This window comes from Pseudomonas sp. BP8, assembly GCF_017875955.1.
Taxonomy (GTDB): Bacteria; Pseudomonadota; Gammaproteobacteria; order Pseudomonadales; family Pseudomonadaceae; genus Aquipseudomonas.
In genome coordinates this window covers 3,334,790-3,355,634 of record NZ_JAGINK010000001.1, presented here as the reverse complement: position 1 = coordinate 3,355,634, position 20,845 = coordinate 3,334,790, and the positions used below count along the sequence as shown (strand labels likewise).

Sequence of the window (20,845 nt, the reverse complement as noted above, 5' to 3'; positions counted from 1 at the left end):
GCCAAGGGTGCGCGGTGTGTCAGACATGGCCTCTTCGCAGGGCAAGCCCGCGCCTACAGGGTTTTACTAAATCAATGAGTCAGCGTTAGTTCGATAAGAGCGGCCCTGAACCGCGAAGAAGCCCAGGCTGCCAACGTCAATAGGCCTGCTTCCCGGTAAACGCATTCAACGTACGCACCAGAATCACGAAGTCCAGCCACAGCGACCAGTTGTTGATGTACTCGATATCCGAATCCACCCGCTGGATCATCTGCTCGATGCCCTTGGTTTCGCCCCTGAATCCGCGCACCTGGGCCAAGCCGGTCATGCCCGGCTTGATGTTGTGCCGTGCGAAGTAATCGACGATGTCCTGCGAGTACAAGGTATCGTGCTGCAGGGCGTGCGGACGGGGTCCCACCAAGGACATCTGCCCGGTCAGTACATTGAACAGTTGCGGCAACTCATCCAGGCTGGTTCGGCGGATAAAGGCACCGACCCGGGTCAACCTTGGATCATTCTTCTGCGCCTGCTTGACCACGCCGCCTTCTGGCTGATGCACATGCATGCTGCGGAACTTCCAGATCCGGAACGATTCGCCGGTCCAGCCCATGCGCTCCTGACGAAAGAAGATCGGCCCAGGGCTGTCGAGCTTGATGGCAATAGCTACCGCCAGCAGCACCGGCGAAGCACACAGCACGATGAGTGCGGCCAGTACCCTGTCCTCGAGATTTTTCAGGAACAGGCTCATCCCGGTCAGCGGCGTTTCCGACAAGGTCAGTACCGGAATACCGGCGATCTCCCGCACGCTGTGATTGATCAGGCGCAATGAGAATATGTCCGGCACCCAGTTCACCGCGATGCAGCGGTCGAGCAACTTCAGGTATACCTCTTTGATCACTTCGGAGCCGCCGAGCGGTGTCACCAGATACACCGTTCGAATCGCGTGTTGAGTCACCAATTCGTCCAGCTGCGAAATATGCCCCAGCACCGGCAGGCGCAACGTTGTCTCTGGATTAGCGTGTTCGTTGTCTTGCGCAGGCTCAATGAGCACGCAACCCACCACCCGCTCACCGAACCACGGGTTGTTGCTGATTTTCAGGTGGAGGAAATTGGCCAGGTCGCCCGCACCGATAATCAAGGCGTTCTCACGGCGATTGGCGTTCAGCAGGAAGCGCTGTTGCACTTCACGCACGGCATAGTGGAGAAACAGCTGGGCGAAATAGCCGATGACGAACAACTTGCCCACCAACAAGCGCGAATAGGTTTCGCTCTGCTTGGTCAGAAACGCCATGACCACCAGGAAGCAAAAGGTCGCAGACCATGCCTTGAACAGCCTGAAGGCCTTGATCGTGAGGCCGACGTTACTGCGATAAATGGCGTAATGGTCGTAGATCACGCCCAGTGCGCCGATCAACAACAACAGCATGATCACATAGTCAGAGGTGATGAAGCCGAACTGGTCGTAGATCAGGTACCAGGCAATACCAATCACGGCGATACCATCAAGGCCGGCCTGCACGGCGTTGCTGACGCCGCTCCTGCGCTGGAGTAATGAACGACTGCTTCTGGGCTCGAAAACCATTATCAAACCTCATCACTGTGAGCGTAACCAAGGCTTAGTCATCACATCAAAACGCTAAAACACGCACCCTCAACCCAGGCATGACGCTTGGGTGGTTATCTACCTGCCAGGTAAACGCCTTTGCGCACCTGTACACGGCGGTTCAAGGGCGCCATACAAGAATGAGCATGCAGTCTGCGTATGCGAGGGTTATCTGCCATATAGTCGATAGCGCATGAACCGGTAGTTCGAGATCGAAAACGGGGTACTGATGCTTGCATCCGCAAGACCCTCCCATGATCCTTCCAGCACTGTCGACGCTGTAGCCGACCCGGTGTAACGCGGGTGATCCACAAGCGATTGATATCACTGTAGCAGTACCCTGTAAGCAGTGCGGAGCGAATCCCCCCGCCCATCGTTTTTGGCGGTTTTGCCCGATTTACGGGCATCTCAACTACGCTGTGACGTATTTCTGGCGTCATCCGCTGATGCTTTTGCGTAGCGCAGCGTGCGTATCAGGAACAGCGGATTGCCGATGACATACCGCTTGAACAAGCGCTTGGGCTCGCGCAACAAGCGGTAGGCCCACTCCCCGCCCAAGCGGCGCAGCCACGGCGGCGCCCGGTTGACCTTGCCACCGAGAAAATCCAGGATCGCCCCGCCGCAGACGATCAGGCATGGCCTGCCGCTGGCCGCCAGCCTCGCCGCAACAACCTCCTGCTTGGGCATGCCCATGCCCAGCACGATCAAATCTGGTTGCAGCCTTTGGGCAAGGTCTAGGTAGGTGTCGACCTCGGCAAAACCATGCTGCAGCGACACTGTCTGCACGCCGAAGCGAGCCTCGCAGCAGCGCACCGCTTGGCTCAAGAACGGCTCTTGCGTCCCCCAGAACGCCACCCGCCGCCCCCTGAACGCCGCCAGCAGCTTGGGAATGAAGTCGGTGCCATTCATGTTCAGTCCGGGCTCCAGGCCTAGACGGCGGTACAGCAGCGCCATGCCGGAACCATCGCGCAGTAGTACGTCCGCCGCCGCCAGTGCCTTGCAGTAATCCGTATCGGCCACCACCAGGTTCAGCGCATGGGCATTGACGAAGCCAAGCACAGTCGGTGTGTCGGGCGTCGATAAGCTAGTGAGCAGGCGCTGCTCGGCTAGCGGGTCACTGACAACATGCAATCCTGTGATGAGTGTCTGCCAGCGTGTGTGCCACGTCCATTCGCTCATTGGCCGTCATCTCGCTTCGAGCGCACCCAGTCGACCTGGCGCTTGACCAGAAAACCCAGGTACAAGGGGATCTTCTTCGCCGCATAAAAGGGTGCGTAGAGCAACACTGAAAACGGGATCAGTTCACGCGAGAATCGCCCCCACGCCAGCAATACAGCGGCGATCAACAGCACCATCGCAGCCGTGGCGATCAGCGCCGGTGCCCACCAGCCGAACAGCAGGCACGCCAACCAGGTAACGCTGAATACGCCCATCAAGAGCAATGCCAGCAACGCCAGCGGCGGCACCAGCAGGTCCACGGCCATGGCCAGCAGCTGTCCATTGCGCCGGGCAAGCGACTCGACGATCAACTTCGGCCCCTCGGCGAGCAGCACCCCCAGGTGGCCGTGCTCCCAGCGAGTACGCTGACTGGTGAGGCCCTCTTCGTTGCTTGGAAACAGACTGGTGACCTGCGCACGCGGGTAGAACAGCGGCGGCTTGCCGTTGCGGCAGGCATCCAGGCCCAGCTTCAGGTCTTCAACCAGATGCCCCGTGGCGAGTTCGCTCGCGGCCAGATCGGCCCACCTGAAGGCCATGCCAGTGCCCATCAGCTGACACGGCAAACCGACCCGCGCCCAACCCCGCGGACGCACCAGATTTTTCACCCGCCAGGCAAATTCGGCCACCTGTACTTTCAGCCCCGCCCCGGCAGGCGCGAGCATCAGATTGAGCGCTTGCACCGGCCGTGCGACTTCTACGCAGCAGCGCGCCAAGGCGTCGATGGAGCCTGCGCTGACCTGGCAATCGGCATCGATGATGATCACCACCTGCGGGGGCGCGTCAGCCAGATGGCGCACACCGAAGTCCAGCGCATAGCCCTTGCCACGCAACTGCGCATGCGCGCGCTCGACCACCTGCGCGCCAGCCGCACGGGCCAGGGCTGCGGTCTGGTCGGTACAGTTGTCGGCCACCACCAGCATCTGGTCGCCATCCACCAGTTGCGGGCGAATGCTCTCCAGTGTCCTGCCGATAACCGAGGCCTCGTCATGCGCGGGCAGCAACACCGCCACCCGCGGACGCGGGCCCTTGGCCACCGGCAGCGCGCGTGCGGGCAGGCAGGCCAGCAGCACTTGGACGAACAGCACGAGTACCGGCAGCAGCGTCAACAGCGCCAGCGTACCCAGCAGCCAGCTCAGCAAGGTCATCATGCGCAGGCCTCGAAATAGGCGGCCAACTTGGCCGCTTCGGTGTCGATGTCATGGCGTTCCAGCACACGCTGGTACGCCGCGTCACCCATCTGCTGCAACACTTCAACCGGTTGCGCCAGGCAGTCGGCCATGGCGACGGCCAACTCATCCACCGCGCCAGCGGGGAACAACCAGCCGTTCTCACCCGGGCGCACCAGCTCCGGGATGCCGGCCACATAAGTGGTCAATACTGGGCGGCGCAAGGCCATGGCCTCCATGATCACTACCGGCAACCCCTCGGCAAAGCTCGGCAAGACCAAGGCGCGGGCGGCGAGGATTTCTTCGCGCACCTGCGCACTACTGATCCAGCCGGTAATGCGCACCTGCGCCTGCAAGCCATATTCGGCAATCAAGGCTTCGATCTGCCCGCGCATTTCGCCGTCACCGGCCAGCACCAACTCGAACGCCACTGACTGCGCCGCCAGTTTGCGTGCGGCTTCAAGCAACAGCAGCTGGCCTTTTTGCTCGCACAGGCGGCCAACGCAGACCAACCGCGGCGCCGCCGGCGGGGCAACCGCCGCGACGTCATGGAAGCTGCGTTCCAGCCCGCAGTGCACTACCTTGACCTTCGCCCAGTGCGCATGCGCCACCCAGCGATACAGCTGGCTACGCCCATAGGAACTGACCGCCGCAACAAACGCCGCGCGGCGGACTTTCTCGCCCATGTGCAGGAACTGCGGTTTGTCGAACTCCTCCGGCCCATGCACGGTAAAGCTGAAGCTGGGCCCACCCAGAACGTTGGCGAGCATGACCACCTCGGTCGAGTTGGTACCGAAATGAGCGTGTACATGATCGGCAGCAAATGCCTGCAACCACTGCACCACGCGGCAGGCCTCGGCCAGGTAGACCAGATGGTAAGGCAGCGTCCGGTCGGCGCGCAGGCCCATGCGCAGGGTCAGCCACAGGGCTGAAAAAAACCGCCGTGGCTGAGCGCGAAGTACCTGCAGCATGGGCACCAACAACCCTTTGACGCCGTCTTGCAGGACGTAACGGGTCTTGTCGCGCTCGGCAATGTCTTCGCTGTCCTGCAGCTCGCCATCCCAACCGCGCAAGGCGATACGCTGCACCTGCACGCCCTGGCGCTCCAAGGCGAGAATCTCGCGGCGAATGAAACTGTGGCTGACCTTGGGGTACTGATTGATGAAATAAGCTATGCGCATAGGAACCCGAATCAATGCCTGAGGAATGAATGAATCAGGCCCACCGCGGCGATCTGCAAGCCGTTACCGCAGGCTGTCGATCACTGACGGCTGGCTACCTGCCGTTGCACCTACGCTGAGTACGTCCTCATAGATCGCCTGGAGCTCAAGGGCTTGGTCGCTGAACAAGGTGATGCTGTCCTTGAAGGTGTTGCGATGCTGGGCAAACCGCGCCTGGTTCTGCAGTACGTCGGACAACGCCTGGCGCAGGTAACGCTCATCGGCACTCAACGGGATGATGGTGCCGTTGACGCCATCGACGATGTCTTCGACGGTGCCGCCCGCATGGGTGCTGATCACCCAGACATCCCGCACCAGCGCTTCACGCACTGCCAGGCCGAAGGTCTCTTTCCATTGAGTCGGGAACAACAGCACATCGATGCCGGAGAAGAACTCGTCCATGTTGGCCTGGGTGTAACCGGGGATGATGCTGACCGTGCCGGGAATCTTGATGCTGTGCCGGTTGAACGAGCGAAAGCCCATGTGCAGCAGGTTATCGACCACCTTGAGCTCATAATCGGTGCGGTCGAGCGTGGCAAACGCGCGGATGATCAGGTCGATTCCCTTGACGGCAGTATTGCCCCCGACAAAGCCGAACCTGAGGATCTTGCCGGGCTGTTTCTGGTAATTGGCGCCGGGTGCCATGATGCCGTTGCGGTTGACGCGGATCTTCGCTGCATCAAAACCATTGGCGATATACAGGTCCTTGGCGAAGCGGCTGGGGGCCAGCAGCAGGTTGGCCTTTTTCAGGGTGACGGCCATCAACTTCTGGCGGTAATCGTTGAGCGGCGCGTCGTCCACACATTTGGCGCACACATCGAGGCGGATCGTGGTTTGCCCACAGTAGCGGCCATGGTTGTTGATCATGAACTGGCGACCACAGATCCACCAGGCATCGTGCAGGGTCACCACGAACGGGATGCCCGCCTTGGCGCAGCAGTCGGCCAGCTGCGCGCCAAAGCCCTGGATGGAGTGCAGGTGGACGATGTCTGGGGCGACGCTCCTGAGCACCGCATCGAACACCGGCACGGTCGAGAGGTTCTCGAAGATCTCCCGGGTGGCGATGTTTTCCGACAGGCCCATGCCGAACACCGCCGCCCCATGGGCTTCGTACCGGTGCAGGGTATAGGGGGTCTGCTCGGTAGAGGGCAAGGCGGTAAAGATGAACTGCTGCCAGCGCGAGGTGGTACCGATCAGGCGTGTCATCTGCTCGGCAACCACCGTGGCGCCACCAAAGCTCCTCGGCGCGAAGAAGATGTTCGCCGACAGTATGCGCCGGGGGCGCCCGCTTGCCGGGGCCGGGAAGATCTCGGCGAGTTGCCCTGCATCGAGGCTGGGGGCATGCGCTGAGGCTTCCAGCAGGCTGACCTGACTGGCCCCGGCATCCTGCATGGCCATCGCCAGGGCGGGTGTCGCGGCAATTGCGCGATCACAGGCGAGCAGCGCCTGCCGGTAGAGGTCTACGGCAGCGACGACGCTGGGGATGGCTGCTTCGCTCACTGCCGCCAGGTCATCCCTGCGCAGGTACGCCTGGGGATCGAAGATCATTTCATCCGCGTCCCAGTAGGTGGTCACCTTGAGCCGCTTGGCCTCGTCGATCAGGCGCAGCACTCCAGGCACCGCTGGCAGACGATGGAAGATCACCGCCGAGCACGTCTGCAGCGCCGTCAGGGCAGCATCCGGCGTGCGCCAATCGACGGCCTGGCAACGGTAGCCAATGTCTTGCAGCAGGCGCTGAATCTGGCTGGGGCGGGCTTGCAGCTGCAGGTCAGCTTCGAGCTCGCTGATCAGCACCACGTCACGCGGGAACAGCAGGTTGGCGGCAACGTTGGGCGCCGGCAACGGCAGGCTCGCGCCCCTGCCATCCGGGCTTTGCCAGAACAGCCCCAGGCCTTGCCTGGTCAACTCGCGGCAGATCTTTCGCAAGGTCGGGACAACCCCGGCCTTGCGCACGTAGGCTCGCAAACGCTGATCAGCCCGAGGTTCGGTGGTCAGCAGGCGGATGATCACCGCCAGCTTGCTTGTCAGCGACCTGGCCGTGGCCGTGGGCTCGTCCTGCGGTAGGCGCAGCGCCGCGCCGAGGCGCTGGCGATGGCCCTGCAGCTGGCGTTGTTCATCGCTGCCGGGCAACGCAGCGGCGAGCCGGGCGAAGACATCATCCAGCAACTCATGCCGGCGACGGTACATCGCACGCTTTTTCGGCGCGATATCGTCGGCCGAGCGCCGTGCCGCGGCCAGCGGGATGCTGAAGAAGTCCTCACGCTCGGAAGGCGCGCCGCCATTCTCCAGCCAGATGACATCGTAGTTGCCGGCCAGCTCCTGGGCCTTTTCGGCACCGAAGTAGGCATGCCGATGATGCCGATAGGCATCGCCGACGGCATAGATGCGCGCAACGCCAATGCTTCTCGCCAGGCTCTTCAGCGCTTCGATCAAGAAGCTTCGCGGCCGCAGGCCTTCGAAGTCTTTGGTCAGGTCACGGTAGATCGCCAGCGAACGTTCGCTGTCGATGCCTTTGTGAATCCCCTGCACCGCGCCAATCACCAGGTACAGCTGGCCCTGGGTGCGGCACAGGGTAAACGCCAGGGAAGCCACGCGCACATCGTCCTGGAACAGGTTGAGGACCAATTCTCCTTCGCGCTGGAACCAGACCGGCCGGTCCAGCACCAGCCTGCACCCCGGCGAGTATTCCGACAGGTCACACAGCACCACGGCCTGCTCGCGGCCCAGCAGCAACAGCGACGGCAGGTAACGGGCCACCTCTTCGTAGTGGGCCGCAACCACGCCCAGGCGCAGTTCGGCATCCCAGGCCTTGCTGATGTAGGGCCACTGCACCACGCCGATACCGTCATGGCCCAGCTGAGCAAAGCGCTCCTGGCCCAGCGCGCTGTTCATGCGTTGCATGAACTGGCTCAGCTCCGGCCATTGCTTGAGCATCTGGGTCATCAACTTGCGCTTGTTGTTGAGCGCCCGCAGGGAATATCCCGGTTGCAATGTGAACACGCTTTTCGCGATTGATCCGAGCATCATTGGCATCTCACTTGTACTCGATCAGTACCGTTTTGCCGGCGACGAACCTGTTCAACAGAAACTTCACCTGGCCGAGCATCTCAGGGAATTTTCCAAGTACCAGAAACACCGCCTGTAGCCAGTTCTCACGCGCCGACCGACCACCAGAGCGGGCCAGTCGCATGGCTTGCAGCGGGTAGACCAACAACAACAACAACAGCCACTCCCCTCCCAGCAGGACACTCAACACGACAATCGCCAACGGAATGACCAAGCCCCACAGCCACGCCCGGCGTGATTCACGTTGCCAGTGCCGCTCGGGCGCCGCGCCGTGCATCGAGGCACCCTCGGCAAAGGCGTAACCGGTACGCAAGCTGCGCCGCCACCACTGGCTGAAACGGGTCATGGCAGCATCGTGCAGGGTCATTTCCTCAGCCAGGCGCCAGATCTTCCAGCCGCCTGCCCGCAGGCGCACGCACAACTCCGGCTCTTCGCCGGCAATCAGCCCCGGGTTGTAGCCGCGCATGGCCATGAAGGCGTCAACGCGCATCAGTGCATCGCCCCCGCAGGCCTTGGCTTCACCGACCGGCGTGTCCCACTCCAGGTCGCACAGCAAGTTGTAAACCGAATGTTGCGGGAAGCGTTCGCGGCGTCGACCACACACCACCGCGACCGCAGGGTGTTCTTCCAGAAAGGCCTGCGCCCTGCCCAGCCAGCCCGGCGCCACCTCGCAGTCACCGTCGACGAACTGCACATGACGCAGGCTCGGCATCAGCTGGAGCAAGCAGGCAAAGCCCTCGTTGCGCGCACGCGCTGCGGTGAACGGTGTGTTCAGGTCCAGTGCCAGCACCTCGACGCCATGCGCCCGTGCCCGTTTCACCGAGCCATCGGTGGAGCCTGAATCAACGTAGACCACCTGGTCAGCGTTGCCTGCCAGCGAGGCCAGGCAACGCTCGAGGCGAAGCCCTTCATTACGGCCGATAACTACCACTCCGATGCCTGTCACCATGCGCCTCACCCATTGTTGAACGCCATGACTCAGTTACTGCGACGCACCCTTGCCGGCTCGGCAACACTGCTGGGTTGTTCGGCCTTAGGGCGCTTGACCACCGCCGGTACGCCCACGGCCAGGCAGTTGTCGGGCACATCGATCAACACCACTGCGTTGGAGCCGATCACCACATTGTTGCCAATCCGAATATTGCCCAGCACCTTGGCCCCCGCGCCGATGTCGACGTTGTTGCCAAACACCGGAGCGATCGGCTCACTGACGTTCTTCAGGCCCACTACCACGCCGTTGCGAATCCGGCAGTCATCGCCGAATCGAGCATAGCCACTGATGACGATGCCGCCGAAATGGTCGATGACGAAGTTGCGGCCAACTACCACTTCGCAAGGCAGCTCGATGCCGGTCAGAATCTGCACCAGCTTGAACAGCACCTTGTAGACGAACGAAAACAGCTTGCGCAGCGGCGCCGGGCGCACGCCATAGCGCCAACGGCCAAAACGGTACACGAGCATGACCCAGAAGCCCTGGGCGCCCCAATCACCGTTGTATGCCCGCAAGTCTGCGCGGATATTCTCGAACATGGCGTCACCTACCGTGTGGGTTGGCTTGCAAATCGGGTGGCGAACAACAGCTTCCAGGTGGCAGCGTTGTGCTGCCAACAGGCGCGTATAGCCGCCCAGCCGCGTCCCTTCAACAGCGCCTTGAGGGCCAGAACCAGATCACCCAGGCACACTAGTAGCATATGCAAGATCAGCCCGGACACACCGTGGTGTTTGCGGAAATACAACAGTTCGCTTTCAATCTGGTAGGCAGAAATCTGTCGACTGGCCGCCTCCAGTTCGGCAACCGACTTGGAGCTTTCTCCGCCAATGTGCACCACCGTGGTGTGCGGGTAGAACACCACCTTCCAGCCGGCCTGCTTGACCCGTTTGCAATGGTCGACTTCTTCGAAATAAAGAAAGTAGCGCGGATCGAACAAGCCGACCTGATCGAGCACTTCGCGTCGGACCAGGTAAAAGCAACCGGGCAGCCAGTCACATTCGCGCACGGAGGCATGATCCCAGGACATTTCGTCGACCATCTTCAAACCCGGGAAAAACCGCCCGAGTCCGGTGCGCGAGACAAACACGTTCAACGGCGTCGGAAAGTATCGGCAACTGGGTTGCAGGTCGCCGTCACGGCCCACCAGGCGCACACCGAGGACGCCGCAGTCAGGGTGAGCATCCATATAGGCGATGGTTTTCTCCAGGCTGTCGGCAGCCACAAACGCATCGGTATTGAGCAGCAGCGCGTACTTGCCCTGCAGGTGTTCAAGCAATTGATTATTGGCCCGGCCAAAACCTACGTTTTTCTCGTTGCTCAGCAGCAGCGCCTCGGGGCAGACCTTGGCCAGGCACTCGATAGAGTTGTCGACAGAGGCATTGTCCACCACCAGGTAGCTGGCGAGTGCTTCACCGTCGGCCTTGCGCAACGCATCGAACATGGGTTGCAGCAAGCCTGCGGTGTTGAAATTGACCACCATCACATCGACCGGTTTTCTATCCATTTTTACTGTCCCTGAAGAAGAACTGCCCCCGCTCTGCGGCCAGGGTGGGTTCGAGCTCAGGGTCATAGGCGCCTTCTCGCTGTTTGACCAGGTCTATCCACGGATACGCTGCGCAGCGTTCTTCGACCCGCTTGACCAGCTCTTCAACGGTGCAGATGACCTTTGCCGGGTTGCCGCCGACTACGGTGCCGGGAGGCACGTCCTTGGTCACCACGGCGCCGGCAGCTACCACTGCATCCGGGCCGATGGTCACCCGCGGCATGACGATCGCGCCGTGGCCGACAAAGCAGTTGTCCTTGATATCGATAAAACCGACCGAATCGAGCTGTTTGCCGTAGCGCACCTCGATCAGGGCGACTACCGCGTCGTGGCCGATCAGGGTGCAGTCCGACAGCCCCACGTTGCTGCCCAAGCGCACCAGCGACGGGTCGGTGATATTGCACCCGCAATTGATATGCACGTTGCTGCCCACCGAGTGAAACTTGCCCCAGCGAGACAAGTAGGCGCCCCAGTCACGCGCGTTGGGGTGGAACAGCTTTTTATAGGCCGCGCCGCCTCGCCCGGTTGAGTTGACAAAGTAGGTCACTGAGCTCCGTAGCCATCCAAACATTTTGCTTGCCTCGCAAAAAAGCCATCCTGGACTGTGTTTGAGGCGGATTCGGTCTCGTTGTCATTGGTGCTGACCGTATCGCACTCAACCCGTAAATCAACTGCGCAACAGCATCTAACCGTGCCCTTCAGACCAGCGCTCCGCGCGCCGACTTCATCCTGTCGTTGAGGTGATCGGCCAGGCGCACGGCAAACTGCAGCAGTGGCATGGTCGGGTTGGAGGCGCCGCCGGTGGCAAAGATGCTGCTACCAGCCACGTACAGATTGTCGGTACCAAATACCTTGCAGTTGCTATCGACAACGCCGAACTCAGGCGAAGAGGCCATGCGCGTGGTGCCCATATGGTGCGCATGCGGTGTCATCTTCAAGGCCTGGGTGCCGTCGTAGACAAACTCGTTGAGCTTGACGAAGCCCACCCCGTGCTCGGCGAACTGCTTGGCCAACTCGCCACCGATGCACTTGATGGTGTGTCGGTCGTCATCGCTGACCACCCAGTTGACGTTGACCTTGGCCACACCGAGTGCGTCTTTTTCGTCGCGCAGGGTGATCCGGCTTTGGCGGTTGGGCAACTGCTCGATCATGGTGCTGATGACGCCGTCACCCGGGCAACTGAACTTGGCAATGAACTCGATTTTGCTGGCCACACCCATTTCACAGGCCAGGTTCTCCAGAAAATGCTTGACCTCGGCGGTCCTGCCGTAGGTCTGGACGTCCGCCAGCAATGACGTCGAGACGTTGCCTTTACCGGCGTGATACTCAGCCACAAAGGCATCGCTGGTGTAGTACTGGTGAGGCTCGGCGTCCTGCCCTTGGGCGAGGATGAAGGTGCCCATGTCGACATTCATGTGCTCCATGAAGCAACGCCCAACCATGCCGTCGGGTGTCACCACGCCGGCGCTGCGCAGCGATTCGCTATTGAGCAGTTGCCGGGCATTCTCGATCGCCCCGGTTGCCAGCACGAAGTGCCCCGCCACCAGGCGTTCACGCTGCAGGTTGTAGTCAGACACGAGCACTGCAGCCAAGCGGCCGGTACCCTGATCGAAGTCAAGATCGACGCAGTTGCAGTTGATGAATACATCCAGTCCCGGCGTTTCTTTGAGCGCTGCAGCGTATTTCTGGGCAAAGCGCGTCGGCGGGCTGAGCAGGAAGCGGTCAGCTTCGAAATCTTCGCCGCCCAGGCTTGCGTTCATCGCCTGGAAATCTGCGCCTTGCGGGAGGTCGACAATGTCCATGGCGGCCGGCAGATAGCGCTCGACCTCGGCATAGGGGATGGGCCAGCCAGGCATGTTGCCAGGCGGCGACACGGCGAAATCGGAAGCGACAAACGGTCGACAGCGCCCCGCCCAATGATTGGAGGTGCCACCCAGAAAGCGTAGGCGGGTTTCGTCGGGGTAAAGCTCAAGACCGGTCGAGGTGCACGCGTAGAACGCCTGCGACTGCACCGAGTACTCGTGCCCGCCGCCCTCCAGCAGCACCACGCGCCAGCCGGCACCTGCCAGGCGCAAGGCCAGGGTGATGCCGGCCGGGCCGGCACCGATGATGCAAAAATCATAATCGTCGCGCAGCGCTTTCTCTGCCTGATAGTCCTTGATCATGCGTGCCCGTCCTTGAAGTACTGGGCAGGCAACACCCAGCCGTTGATGACGACAAACCCCGACGCGGCGGCAGGCTTGCGTGCAACGTTCGCAGCGACCCCGAACACCGCCCCACCAACGCCCAACACGACGCAACTGCGCAGAAAGCCTCTACGACCCAGCAACGGACTACAGAACTGAAGCTTCCCCATGATCGCAAGACCTATGCCATATGAATTATTAGAGTCTCAGTTGTTGCCCCACTCCACTGTGTACAACTATTTGCAGCAGCAATGAGCGTGCCGAGAAGCCTTCAAAGCCAGTTGAAAAAGCGCGTGGCACCGGCGCCACAGAGTGCACCGACCGCCATCATCGGCAACACCAGCAACTCGCGCTTGAGGCTGAACATGTCCAGCTTGCAATTGACGTAGATGATCAGCACCAGCGTTGGCAACGTATGCAAAGCGACCCCCCAGATCGCATATTCGACCCCGCCAATGGCCAGCAACAGCGGCAACAACCCCCACAGGGAAACCAGCCGGATAATATTGTCGATTGCCTGGTACTTGGTCAGGCCGAGGGCGATCCACATCTGGTGCGAAACGGTGTAGCGCATCGTGAAGAACGACAACGACAGAATAGCCAGCATGGAGCCGGCGCCCGCATATCGCTCGTCATACATCCAGCCGATCAGCAGTGGGCTGGCGGTCAGCAGCACGCCGCAGGCAAACAGCATGATCAGGTCCACCACCAGCTTGAAACGGTAATACAGCGCCTTCAACCGCGCCGTGTCGCCCTCCCGGGCAGCTTCGCTGAATGCCGGCAATGCCACCGAACCGCTCAACCTGAGCAAACCGAGCTGCAGCGCCCCGAGGATCAGCACGGCAATCGAGTACACGCCCAGTTGCGCCGCAGTCATGCTTGCGCCGAACCAGATTCGGTCGCCATACATGGCCAGCACGCCGACCATCGACGACAGCAGGATCCAGCGGCCAAACACGGTCATCTCCTGCAGCACGGTACGGTCCCACTGCAGGCGACAGCGCGGCCCTTGCAATGCCACATGGCCAAGTACGGTGCTGGTCAGTGCCGAGACCAGTCCGGCGATCACCAATGACCAGATCGAGCGGGTCAAGTAGCCAATGACCAGCATCGTGATCAACCCCGTCAACTGCGACGCCAGCTCGATCAGTACCACCCGCTTTTGTTGGAAAGTTCGTACAGCGACATCTATCTTGGTCGATTGAAAGCCACCGATGATCGCCGACAAGGCCGTCACCGCCAGTACCCAGGGCAGGATCGGCGCAGCATAGGTGGAGTCGGCCGGCCACAGGTTGGCGAGCTGGGCCAACCAGGCGCCCAAGGCGAGCAGCAGGGTCAACCCGAAGAGGATGAAGCCGCGCACGATCTGCACGGTCCAGGCGGTATTGAGAAACAGCGGATCGTCGCCGCGCGAGCTCTGGATGATGTTCTGTCGCAGGCCGACATCGGAGAGCAGGTGCAATAGCACGGAAACAGTGCTGGCGATGATCATCACACCGAACATTTCCGGCAGCAGCAACCGGGCCATTATCAGGTTGCCACCCAGCCGCATCCCTTGCGAAGCCACCAGCGAGACTATGTTCCATGCGCCTGCCCAGATGGCACGGCTGCGCAAACTCACAGGAGTAGTCACATCAATCGACGGCATGACTTCAATCTCTGACTGAATGGCTAGAAGTCACTATAGTTTCAATTAGCCATGATGCGAGCCTTCGTCAACCAAGGGACAGGTGCCATAGCCAATGCCAGAACATTTTCGCGCACTGATCGTCATCCTCTTCCTGGCTGGCGTGGTTTTTGCCATTGCCCGGCAACCGGCACTCGACCTGATCCCTGAACGTGATTTCAAGCGGCGGCGCAACTTGTGGTTGCTGTTGACCCTGGTAGCGTTTTTTTCGCACAGCTTCTGGGTCTACGCGGCGGTGGCGGCAATCATCATGTTCATCGCCCAACGGCGAGAACGCAATGTGATGGCGTTGTACTTCATGCTGTTGTTCGTGATCCCTCCCGCGTCGGTGCAGATACCGGGCTTTGGCGTAGTCAATTACCTGATCGATATCAACCATATCCGCCTGTTGTCGCTGTGCGTTCTGCTGCCCGCAGCGCTGGCGCTGAGCAAACAGGAGGATACCCGGCCCTTCGGGCGCACCTGGCCCGACAAACTGCTGGCTGCCGGCGTGCTGCTGATGGGCCTGCTGTACCTGCGCGAGACCACCCTTACCGACACCTTGCGCCAGGCGCTGTACCTTTATCTGGATGTTTTCCTGCCGTATTACGTTGCCAGCCGCGCGCTCAAAGACCTCAACGACTTCAAGGACGCGCTGCTTGCCTTCGTCCTCGCCGCTTTCGTCCTGGCGCTTGTTGGCGTGGCGGAGTTCGTCCGTCATTGGCTGTTGTACAACGCTCTGCTCGACGCCATGGGCGTGCAGTGGAGCATGTCCAGCTACCTCAGCCGCGGCGGCTCGTTACGCGCCAGCGCGACGACCGGCCAAGCGATTGCGCTGGGGTACGTGATCAGCGTTGCCATTGGCCTGTATCTGTTCCTCCAGCACTACGTACGCAGCAGCCTGTATCGCTACCTGGGCGCCCTGCTCCTGGCAGCCGGGCTGATTGCACCGCTGTCGCGTGGCCCGTGGATCGGCGCTGCCGTGATCATCGCGGTGTTTGTCGCTTGCGGCCGGGGCGCGGTCAAGCGCCTGAGCATTCTGGCGCTGGCCGGGGTACTGGCCCTGCCGCTGCTCACCGTGGTGCCCGGTGGGCAGAAAGTACTCGACTTGCTGCCATTCATTGGCAACGTCGAAAACGAAAACATCACCTACCGCGAGCGCCTGCTGGATAACTCGTGGATCGTCATCCAGCGCAACCCCTTGTTCGGCTCGTTCGATTTTCGCAACACCCCTGAGATGCAATCGATGATTCAAGGTGAAGGGATCATCGACATCGTCAATACCTACGTCAGTTTGGCCCTGCGCATCGGCCTGGTCGGGCTGGCCTTGTTCGTGGGCTTTTTCGTCAGCGTGCTGCTGGGGATTCGCAGGGCCATGCGCGTGTTTCCTGACCACGACAGCGAGCATCGCCTGCTCGGACGGGCGCTGCTCGCCACCCTGCTGGGGATCATGCTGATTATCTTTACCGTCAGTAGCATCACGGTCATCCCGATCGTCTACTGGTCGGTAGGTGGGTTAGGCGTGGCCTATATCCAGATGGCGCGCAGGCTCAGGCTAACTCAGGCTGCCGAAATGCCTCCTTCCAGCCTCCAATCCAGGTAATGCCATGACTTCAACTTCCCTGCGCCCGTTGCTGCGGGCTTCGGCATTGTTAGGCCTGGTGCTAATACCGCTGACGGCCTGGACATCAGACTGGAGCGTCAGCGTCAATGAGGAAAACGGCCTGCCCAGCATGACCCGCGGCGGTGGGCTGGGAATGGCCTCAAGGTTTGACTTCTGGGGGGCAGACTGGCGTTGGACCGGCTTCTACACGCAGTTCAAGATCAATGCGCCCTACGACTACAGCCTCGTCGGCAAGAACAAGGACCTGGATTTCGACCTGAGCGCAGCCATCCACAAAAATCAGCCACAAACGCTCAGCTGGACCTTCGACCTGGACGCCCACAGCGCACAGCGCAACGTCATCGGCGGCGGCCTGGTATTCAACTTTGATCCTGGCTTGATCGCTGGAGAAATGGGCGCCCCGGTACTACTGCCCGACAACCGCGGTTGGTCCTGGGGCAGCAGCGCCAAGGGCCGGCGTCTCGAGATGCGCTTCGAGCCGCCCTTGGCACGGGTATTTTTTGAACGTGGGGATACCAGCGAGCTGCGCGCATTCTTCTACACAAACCCGATCCTGCCGGGCAGGCAGCAGGTCAAGGCTGTGCTCAATGTAACCGGTGATATCGCCCTCGCGCCGACGCCAAGTGAACGCTTCGGCTTGGCCGACCCCAGCCGCTGGCCTGACGACCAGCTCGACTGGCGCACCTCACCGGTCGACCTGTCGTTTCTCAATAACGACGAAAAACCGGCCGGCAAGCGCGGGTTCGTCAAGGCGGTTGGTGAACAGCTGATGTTTGCCGACAACACGCCCGCACGCTTCTGGGGCACCAACCTGTCGGCCTATGCGATCTTCAATACCAGCGACGATGCGATCAAGCAGCAGGCCAAGCGCTTGTCAGCGCTGGGTTTCAACCTGGTTCGCCTGCATCATCACGACTCGCCCTGGGTAAGCCCGAACATCTTTGGCGACGGCAACACGCTCGGTGACACCCAACAGCTCAGTGCCGAGTCGTTGCGCAAGATCGACTGGTGGATCAAGTGCCTCAAGGACGAGGGTATCTACGTCTGGCTCGACCTGCACGTAGAGCGCGCCCTGATGGCCAACGACAACATCTATGCCTTCGACGAGTTGGCAAAGGGTGAAGACCGCGCCGGCCTCAAGGGCTACGGCTACGTCAACGTCACCATTCAACAAGCAATGAAGCGCTTTGCCGAGCAGTACCTGACCCACGTCAACGCCTACACCGGGCTGACCTACAAGGATGATCCGGCGATTGCCGCCGTATTGCTGACCAACGAAAACGACATTACCCAGCACTTTGGCAACGTCTTGCTACCCGACAAGAATGTCCCCAGGCACAGCCAGCTGTACATGGACGCTGCCAAGGCCTTCGCTTTGCGACATGACCTGCCCGCAGAGCAGACCTGGCGTGCGTGGGAACAAGGCCCGTCGAAGCTGTTTCTCAACGATCTGGAGCGCAGTTTCAACGCAGACATGATCGAGTTTCTGCGCGGCCTGGGCCTCAAGGCGCCGATCGTGACTACCAGTACCTGGGGCCTCAACAGCCTGACGTCGCTACCGGCACTGACTGCCGGTGATCTGATCGATACGCACAGTTACGGTGGCAGCGGCCAGCTGGAGAGAAATCCCTTGACCAGCGATGGCCTGATCAACTGGTTGGGCGCCGCGCAGGTGGTCGGCAAGCCGATGACGGTGACCGAATGGAATGCACAACCCTTCCCCACCCCCGATCGCCACTCACTGCCCCTGTATATCGCCGGCACCGCCAGCTATCAGGGCTGGGATGCGATGATGCACTACGCCTACAGCCAGCAGGCCTTCAACAGCGCCTGGATAAGGGCGGACAACTGGCACGCCTACAACGACCCGGCGCTGATCGCCACCCTGCCTGCAGCCGCCCTGCTCTATCGCCGTGCCGATGTGCATGAGGCGCAGACCCGTTACGTATTCGCGCCGACAGCCGAAATGTTGTTCGGCCGTGCCATCACGCCGAACAACTCGGCGCTGCTGCGCACGGCGATGGAGAAAGGCAAACTGCAAATCGCCATGCCGGCGACCACGTCATTGCCCTGGTTGCAACCCAGCGTCATTGCTGAGGGCGCGCAGGTGCTGCACGACCCTGAGCAGTCCCTGCTCGACGCCAATGCCGACGAGTCGGTGTCTGATAGTGCAGAGATCAGGCGCAACTGGCAACAAGGGCTGTACACCATTGATACGCCGCTGACCCAGGCCGCCACCGGCTGGCTGGGTGGCCGCTCGATCAGCCTTGCGGACATCCAGCTGCAGGTGAAAACGGCGTACGCCAGTGTCGTGGTGCAGAGCCTGGATGCCAAGCCGTTCAGCCAGTCACGTGAGCTGTTGGTGTCACTCGGCACCCGCGCTGTTCCGCGGCCGGACGACATGACGCCGTTTTACGTCGAGCCCCTCGAAGGGACGTTGATCATCAAGGCGGCACCGGGCTTGAAGGTGTTCAGTCACAGCGCCCACGGGCCGGCGAAAGCGTTGCCCGCTACCTATCAGGATGGGCGATACACCATCACCCTGGACGGCAAGCACATGTCCAATTGGTTGTTCTTGAAGTAGCAGTACCTGTTGCCAGTACCGCCGCCTTGATAGGGGGCATTTCGCCATCTACCCTCTTATCAGATCCCTGTCCCCGCGTCCGTTCACCTACCCATCAGCTGGTCGTTTTCACCTGTCTTTCAAGGACAATGCGCAGGCTCGCATCGCTGCGACTGTACAACAACAGATTCCAGGAGAAGTGGATGAAGTTTCTAGTTGTCGGCGGCGCAGGCTACATAGGCTCACATATGGTCAAGCATCTGTTGAGCGCGGGTCACCAAGTGCTGGTTGCAGACACTGCAGCTACCCGCTCAGGTATCCAATGGGTCGACCTGGACATTGCCAACGGGCCCGCCCTGGATGCACTGTTTGCCGAGTATCACTTCGATGCGGTGTTTCATTTCGCCTCGTTCATCCAAGTGGGCGAGTCGGTGAGTGACCCCGGCAAGTACTACCAGAACAACGTCGCAGCGACCCTGACGTTGCTCCAGGCGATGATCCGCGCCGGGATTCGCACCTTGATCTTCTCCTCCACCGCCGCCGTCTACGGTGATCCGCTACAGGTGCCGATCGATGAAGAGCACCGCAAGTCGCCGATCAATCCCTATGGCCGCAGCAAATGGATGGTCGAGCAGATGCTGGAAGATTTCGACCGTGCCTATGGCCTGAAGTCCGTGTGCTTGCGCTACTTCAATGCCGCAGGCGCTGACCCTGACGGCATGCTGGGCGAATGCCATGAGCCAGAAACCCATCTGATCCCGCTGATCCTGCAGGCTGCCGCAGGCCGGCGTTCGACAGTGACGGTGTTCGGTCGTGACTACCCCACGCCCGACGGCACCTGCATTCGCGACTATGTGCACGTCGCCGACCTGGTCTCGGCGCATGCCTTGGCGGTCGACTATCTGCTGGCGGGCGGTGCCAGTACCGCGTGCAACCTTGGCAACGGCCAGGGCTTTTCGGTGCAGCAGGTGATTGATACTGCTCGCTTGGTAACCGGACGCGAGATCACCCTCAGTGAAGCGCCACGCCGCGCAGGTGACCCACCACGGCTGGTGGCCGATGCCAGCAAGGCCAAGGCGTTGCTTGGCTGGCAAGCGCAATTCGCTTCCCTCGAACAGATTGTCAGCCATGCCTGGAACTGGGAACAACAATACCCCTGGCAGTGACTGCCAAGGGTAGTGCAGATGCTTGACCAGCAGACGACCGCTCAGTAGTACGAGCGGTTTTTCTGCTCTGCTTTGTTCAATACAGCCCCGATCAGGTTGGCCGTTGCCAAGTGATAAAGGCAATCCTCGATTTCTTTCTTGCTGTTCACGCCGTTCGCCACCACTAACAGGACACAGTCGAACTTGGGCAATACGGTGATGGCGTCATCTGAGCTGAGCAAGGGCGGCAGATCGAAAATACAGATGCGCGAGTCATAACGTTCACGCAGGTCGCTGATCAGGTTGCTCACCTTGGGCGAGGACAGCATCTCGGTCGACAGCGGGATGGGCTCTCGGGTCGGCAGTACGACAAAGCGCGGCAGCGTCGGATTGACCAACACGTCTTCCAGCCCGGCTTCATTGCGCAACAGTTCGTTGAGCGCCTTGTCCATGGGCAAACCGAGGCTACTGCCGACCCGCGGCCGACGCAGGTCAAAGTCCACCAGCAAGGCCGTCTTGGTCGTGTGGTGAGCGATGCTCATGGCCAGGTTGATCGCCAGCACCGTCTTGCCCGCCTCAGGCGTTGGTGAAGTAATCGCCAAGGTACGCCAGCCGTTCTCCTCCATGGTCTGCAGGACCTGAGTGCGCAACAGGTCGAACGCCCAACTCATGTTCGAGTTCTTGTTGTAGGCCACGATTCGATGACGCTCGAGGTGCTCTGCGCGCAGGGGCACCACCTTGGTATTGATGTAATCGAACTGGCCCAACGCCTCCGTGTGCTCGAGCGAAGGCGCTGGGCCTGCGTCCGCCGCTGCGGAGGTAACGGGATGAATGTTCTTACCAATAGTCGGCGTACGTCTGTCCATCGCTGCGTT

General features: G+C 60.9%; 16 protein-coding genes and 1 pseudogene. 3 read left to right on the top strand and 14 right to left on the bottom strand.

The features are described 5' to 3' along the window. Nucleotides 1–136 precede the first annotated feature (136 nt). The 13 genes and pseudogenes from J3B00_RS14630 to J3B00_RS14575 all read right to left on the bottom strand — a co-directional run bounded on the left by J3B00_RS14630 (nt 137) and on the right by J3B00_RS14575 (nt 14,620). Complete coding sequence (locus J3B00_RS14630) at nt 137–1,561, bottom strand: undecaprenyl-phosphate glucose phosphotransferase (protein WP_209868183.1); 1,425 nt, start codon at nt 1,559–1,561, stop codon at nt 137–139. A 429-nt stretch (nt 1,562–1,990) separates the two neighbouring features. After that, on the bottom strand, nt 1,991–2,761 hold the full coding sequence (locus J3B00_RS14625) for a WecB/TagA/CpsF family glycosyltransferase (RefSeq protein ID WP_209868182.1): 771 nt from the start codon (nt 2,759–2,761) through the stop codon (nt 1,991–1,993). Continuing rightward, nucleotides 2,758–3,948, bottom strand: coding sequence for a glycosyltransferase (locus tag J3B00_RS14620; protein WP_209868181.1), 1,191 nt, complete (start codon nt 3,946–3,948; stop codon nt 2,758–2,760). The genes J3B00_RS14625 and J3B00_RS14620 overlap by 4 nt, the downstream gene beginning before the upstream one ends. Continuing rightward, on the bottom strand, nt 3,945–5,147 hold the full coding sequence (locus J3B00_RS14615) for a glycosyltransferase family 4 protein (protein ID WP_209868180.1): 1,203 nt from the start codon (nt 5,145–5,147) through the stop codon (nt 3,945–3,947). The genes J3B00_RS14620 and J3B00_RS14615 overlap by 4 nt, the downstream gene beginning before the upstream one ends. 63 nt (nt 5,148–5,210) lie before the next feature. Beyond that, on the bottom strand, nt 5,211–6,578 hold the full coding sequence (locus J3B00_RS26895; RefSeq protein WP_348635981.1) for a glycosyltransferase family 4 protein: 1,368 nt from the start codon (nt 6,576–6,578) through the stop codon (nt 5,211–5,213). A gap of 723 nt (nt 6,579–7,301) precedes the next feature. Further along, nucleotides 7,302–8,213 (bottom strand): annotated as a pseudogene (locus tag J3B00_RS26890) (DUF535 family protein); the annotation flags it as partial. A 7-nt stretch (nt 8,214–8,220) separates the two neighbouring features. After that, entirely contained in the window at nt 8,221–9,201 is a 981-nt protein-coding gene (locus J3B00_RS14605) for a glycosyltransferase family 2 protein (protein WP_209868178.1), read from the bottom strand. Between the two features lie 29 nt (nt 9,202–9,230). Further along, entirely contained in the window at nt 9,231–9,782 is a 552-nt protein-coding gene (locus J3B00_RS14600) for a serine O-acetyltransferase (protein ID WP_209868177.1), read from the bottom strand. Between the two features lie 8 nt (nt 9,783–9,790). Continuing rightward, complete coding sequence (locus J3B00_RS14595) at nt 9,791–10,747, bottom strand: glycosyltransferase family 2 protein (RefSeq protein ID WP_209868176.1); 957 nt, start codon at nt 10,745–10,747, stop codon at nt 9,791–9,793. Beyond that, on the bottom strand, nt 10,740–11,357 hold the full coding sequence (locus J3B00_RS14590; RefSeq protein WP_209868175.1) for an acyltransferase: 618 nt from the start codon (nt 11,355–11,357) through the stop codon (nt 10,740–10,742). The genes J3B00_RS14595 and J3B00_RS14590 overlap by 8 nt, the downstream gene beginning before the upstream one ends. A 127-nt stretch (nt 11,358–11,484) precedes the next feature. Further along, nucleotides 11,485–12,951: a GMC family oxidoreductase gene (locus J3B00_RS14585; protein WP_209868174.1), complete on the bottom strand. Its 1,467-nt coding sequence runs from the start codon at nt 12,949–12,951 to the stop codon at nt 11,485–11,487. After that, nucleotides 12,948–13,142 carry a hypothetical protein gene (locus J3B00_RS14580; RefSeq protein ID WP_209868173.1) on the bottom strand — a complete coding sequence of 65 codons (195 nt, stop codon included), beginning with the start codon at nt 13,140–13,142 and terminating at the stop codon, nt 12,948–12,950. The genes J3B00_RS14585 and J3B00_RS14580 overlap by 4 nt, the downstream gene beginning before the upstream one ends. A gap of 101 nt (nt 13,143–13,243) precedes the next feature. Continuing rightward, entirely contained in the window at nt 13,244–14,620 is a 1,377-nt protein-coding gene (locus tag J3B00_RS14575; protein WP_209868172.1) for an oligosaccharide flippase family protein, read from the bottom strand. 94 nt (nt 14,621–14,714) lie between these two features. Here J3B00_RS14575 and J3B00_RS14570 point away from each other — a divergent pair, with 94 nt between their 5' ends. The 3 genes from J3B00_RS14570 (at nt 14,715) to galE (ending at nt 19,991) form a co-directional block, all read left to right on the top strand. Beyond that, nucleotides 14,715–16,241: an O-antigen ligase family protein gene (locus tag J3B00_RS14570; protein WP_209868171.1), complete on the top strand. Its 1,527-nt coding sequence runs from the start codon at nt 14,715–14,717 to the stop codon at nt 16,239–16,241. A gap of 4 nt (nt 16,242–16,245) precedes the next feature. Next, nucleotides 16,246–18,846 (top strand): cellulase family glycosylhydrolase, encoded by a 2,601-nt coding sequence (locus tag J3B00_RS14565; protein ID WP_209868170.1) that lies wholly within the window; start codon nt 16,246–16,248, stop codon nt 18,844–18,846. 182 nt (nt 18,847–19,028) lie between these two features. Continuing rightward, the gene (galE, locus tag J3B00_RS14560) at nt 19,029–19,991 is read left to right on the top strand and encodes a UDP-glucose 4-epimerase GalE (RefSeq protein ID WP_209868169.1); all 963 of its coding nucleotides are present in this window, start codon (nt 19,029–19,031) and stop codon (nt 19,989–19,991) included. Between the two features lie 41 nt (nt 19,992–20,032). Here the strand turns inward: galE and J3B00_RS14555 are convergent, their stop codons facing one another. After that, the gene (locus J3B00_RS14555; protein ID WP_209868168.1) at nt 20,033–20,836 is read right to left on the bottom strand and encodes a CpsD/CapB family tyrosine-protein kinase; all 804 of its coding nucleotides are present in this window, start codon (nt 20,834–20,836) and stop codon (nt 20,033–20,035) included. Nucleotides 20,837–20,845: the final 9 nt, after the last annotated feature.

What these genes read in the sequence shown, in the direction of transcription:
- J3B00_RS14630 (WP_209868183.1), bottom strand. Translation starts at nt 1,561, where the DNA reads ATGGTTTTCGAGCCCAGAAGCAGTCGTTCATTACTCCAGCGCAGGAGC.
- J3B00_RS14625 (WP_209868182.1), bottom strand. Translation starts at nt 2,761, where the DNA reads ATGAGCGAATGGACGTGGCACACACGCTGGCAGACACTCATCACAGGA.
- J3B00_RS14620 (WP_209868181.1), bottom strand. Translation starts at nt 3,948, where the DNA reads ATGATGACCTTGCTGAGCTGGCTGCTGGGTACGCTGGCGCTGTTGACG.
- J3B00_RS14615 (WP_209868180.1), bottom strand. Translation starts at nt 5,147, where the DNA reads ATGCGCATAGCTTATTTCATCAATCAGTACCCCAAGGTCAGCCACAGT.
- J3B00_RS26895 (WP_348635981.1), bottom strand. Translation starts at nt 6,578, where the DNA reads ATGCAGGATGCCGGGGCCAGTCAGGTCAGCCTGCTGGAAGCCTCAGCG.
- J3B00_RS14605 (WP_209868178.1), bottom strand. Translation starts at nt 9,201, where the DNA reads ATGGTGACAGGCATCGGAGTGGTAGTTATCGGCCGTAATGAAGGGCTT.
- J3B00_RS14600 (WP_209868177.1), bottom strand. Translation starts at nt 9,782, where the DNA reads ATGTTCGAGAATATCCGCGCAGACTTGCGGGCATACAACGGTGATTGG.
- J3B00_RS14595 (WP_209868176.1), bottom strand. Translation starts at nt 10,747, where the DNA reads ATGGATAGAAAACCGGTCGATGTGATGGTGGTCAATTTCAACACCGCA.
- J3B00_RS14590 (WP_209868175.1), bottom strand. Translation starts at nt 11,357, where the DNA reads ATGTTTGGATGGCTACGGAGCTCAGTGACCTACTTTGTCAACTCAACC.
- J3B00_RS14585 (WP_209868174.1), bottom strand. Translation starts at nt 12,951, where the DNA reads ATGATCAAGGACTATCAGGCAGAGAAAGCGCTGCGCGACGATTATGAT.
- J3B00_RS14580 (WP_209868173.1), bottom strand. Translation starts at nt 13,142, where the DNA reads ATGGGGAAGCTTCAGTTCTGTAGTCCGTTGCTGGGTCGTAGAGGCTTT.
- J3B00_RS14575 (WP_209868172.1), bottom strand. Translation starts at nt 14,620, where the DNA reads ATGCCGTCGATTGATGTGACTACTCCTGTGAGTTTGCGCAGCCGTGCC.
- J3B00_RS14570 (WP_209868171.1), top strand. Translation starts at nt 14,715, where the DNA reads ATGCCAGAACATTTTCGCGCACTGATCGTCATCCTCTTCCTGGCTGGC.
- J3B00_RS14565 (WP_209868170.1), top strand. Translation starts at nt 16,246, where the DNA reads ATGACTTCAACTTCCCTGCGCCCGTTGCTGCGGGCTTCGGCATTGTTA.
- galE (WP_209868169.1), top strand. Translation starts at nt 19,029, where the DNA reads ATGAAGTTTCTAGTTGTCGGCGGCGCAGGCTACATAGGCTCACATATG.
- J3B00_RS14555 (WP_209868168.1), bottom strand. Translation starts at nt 20,836, where the DNA reads ATGGACAGACGTACGCCGACTATTGGTAAGAACATTCATCCCGTTACC.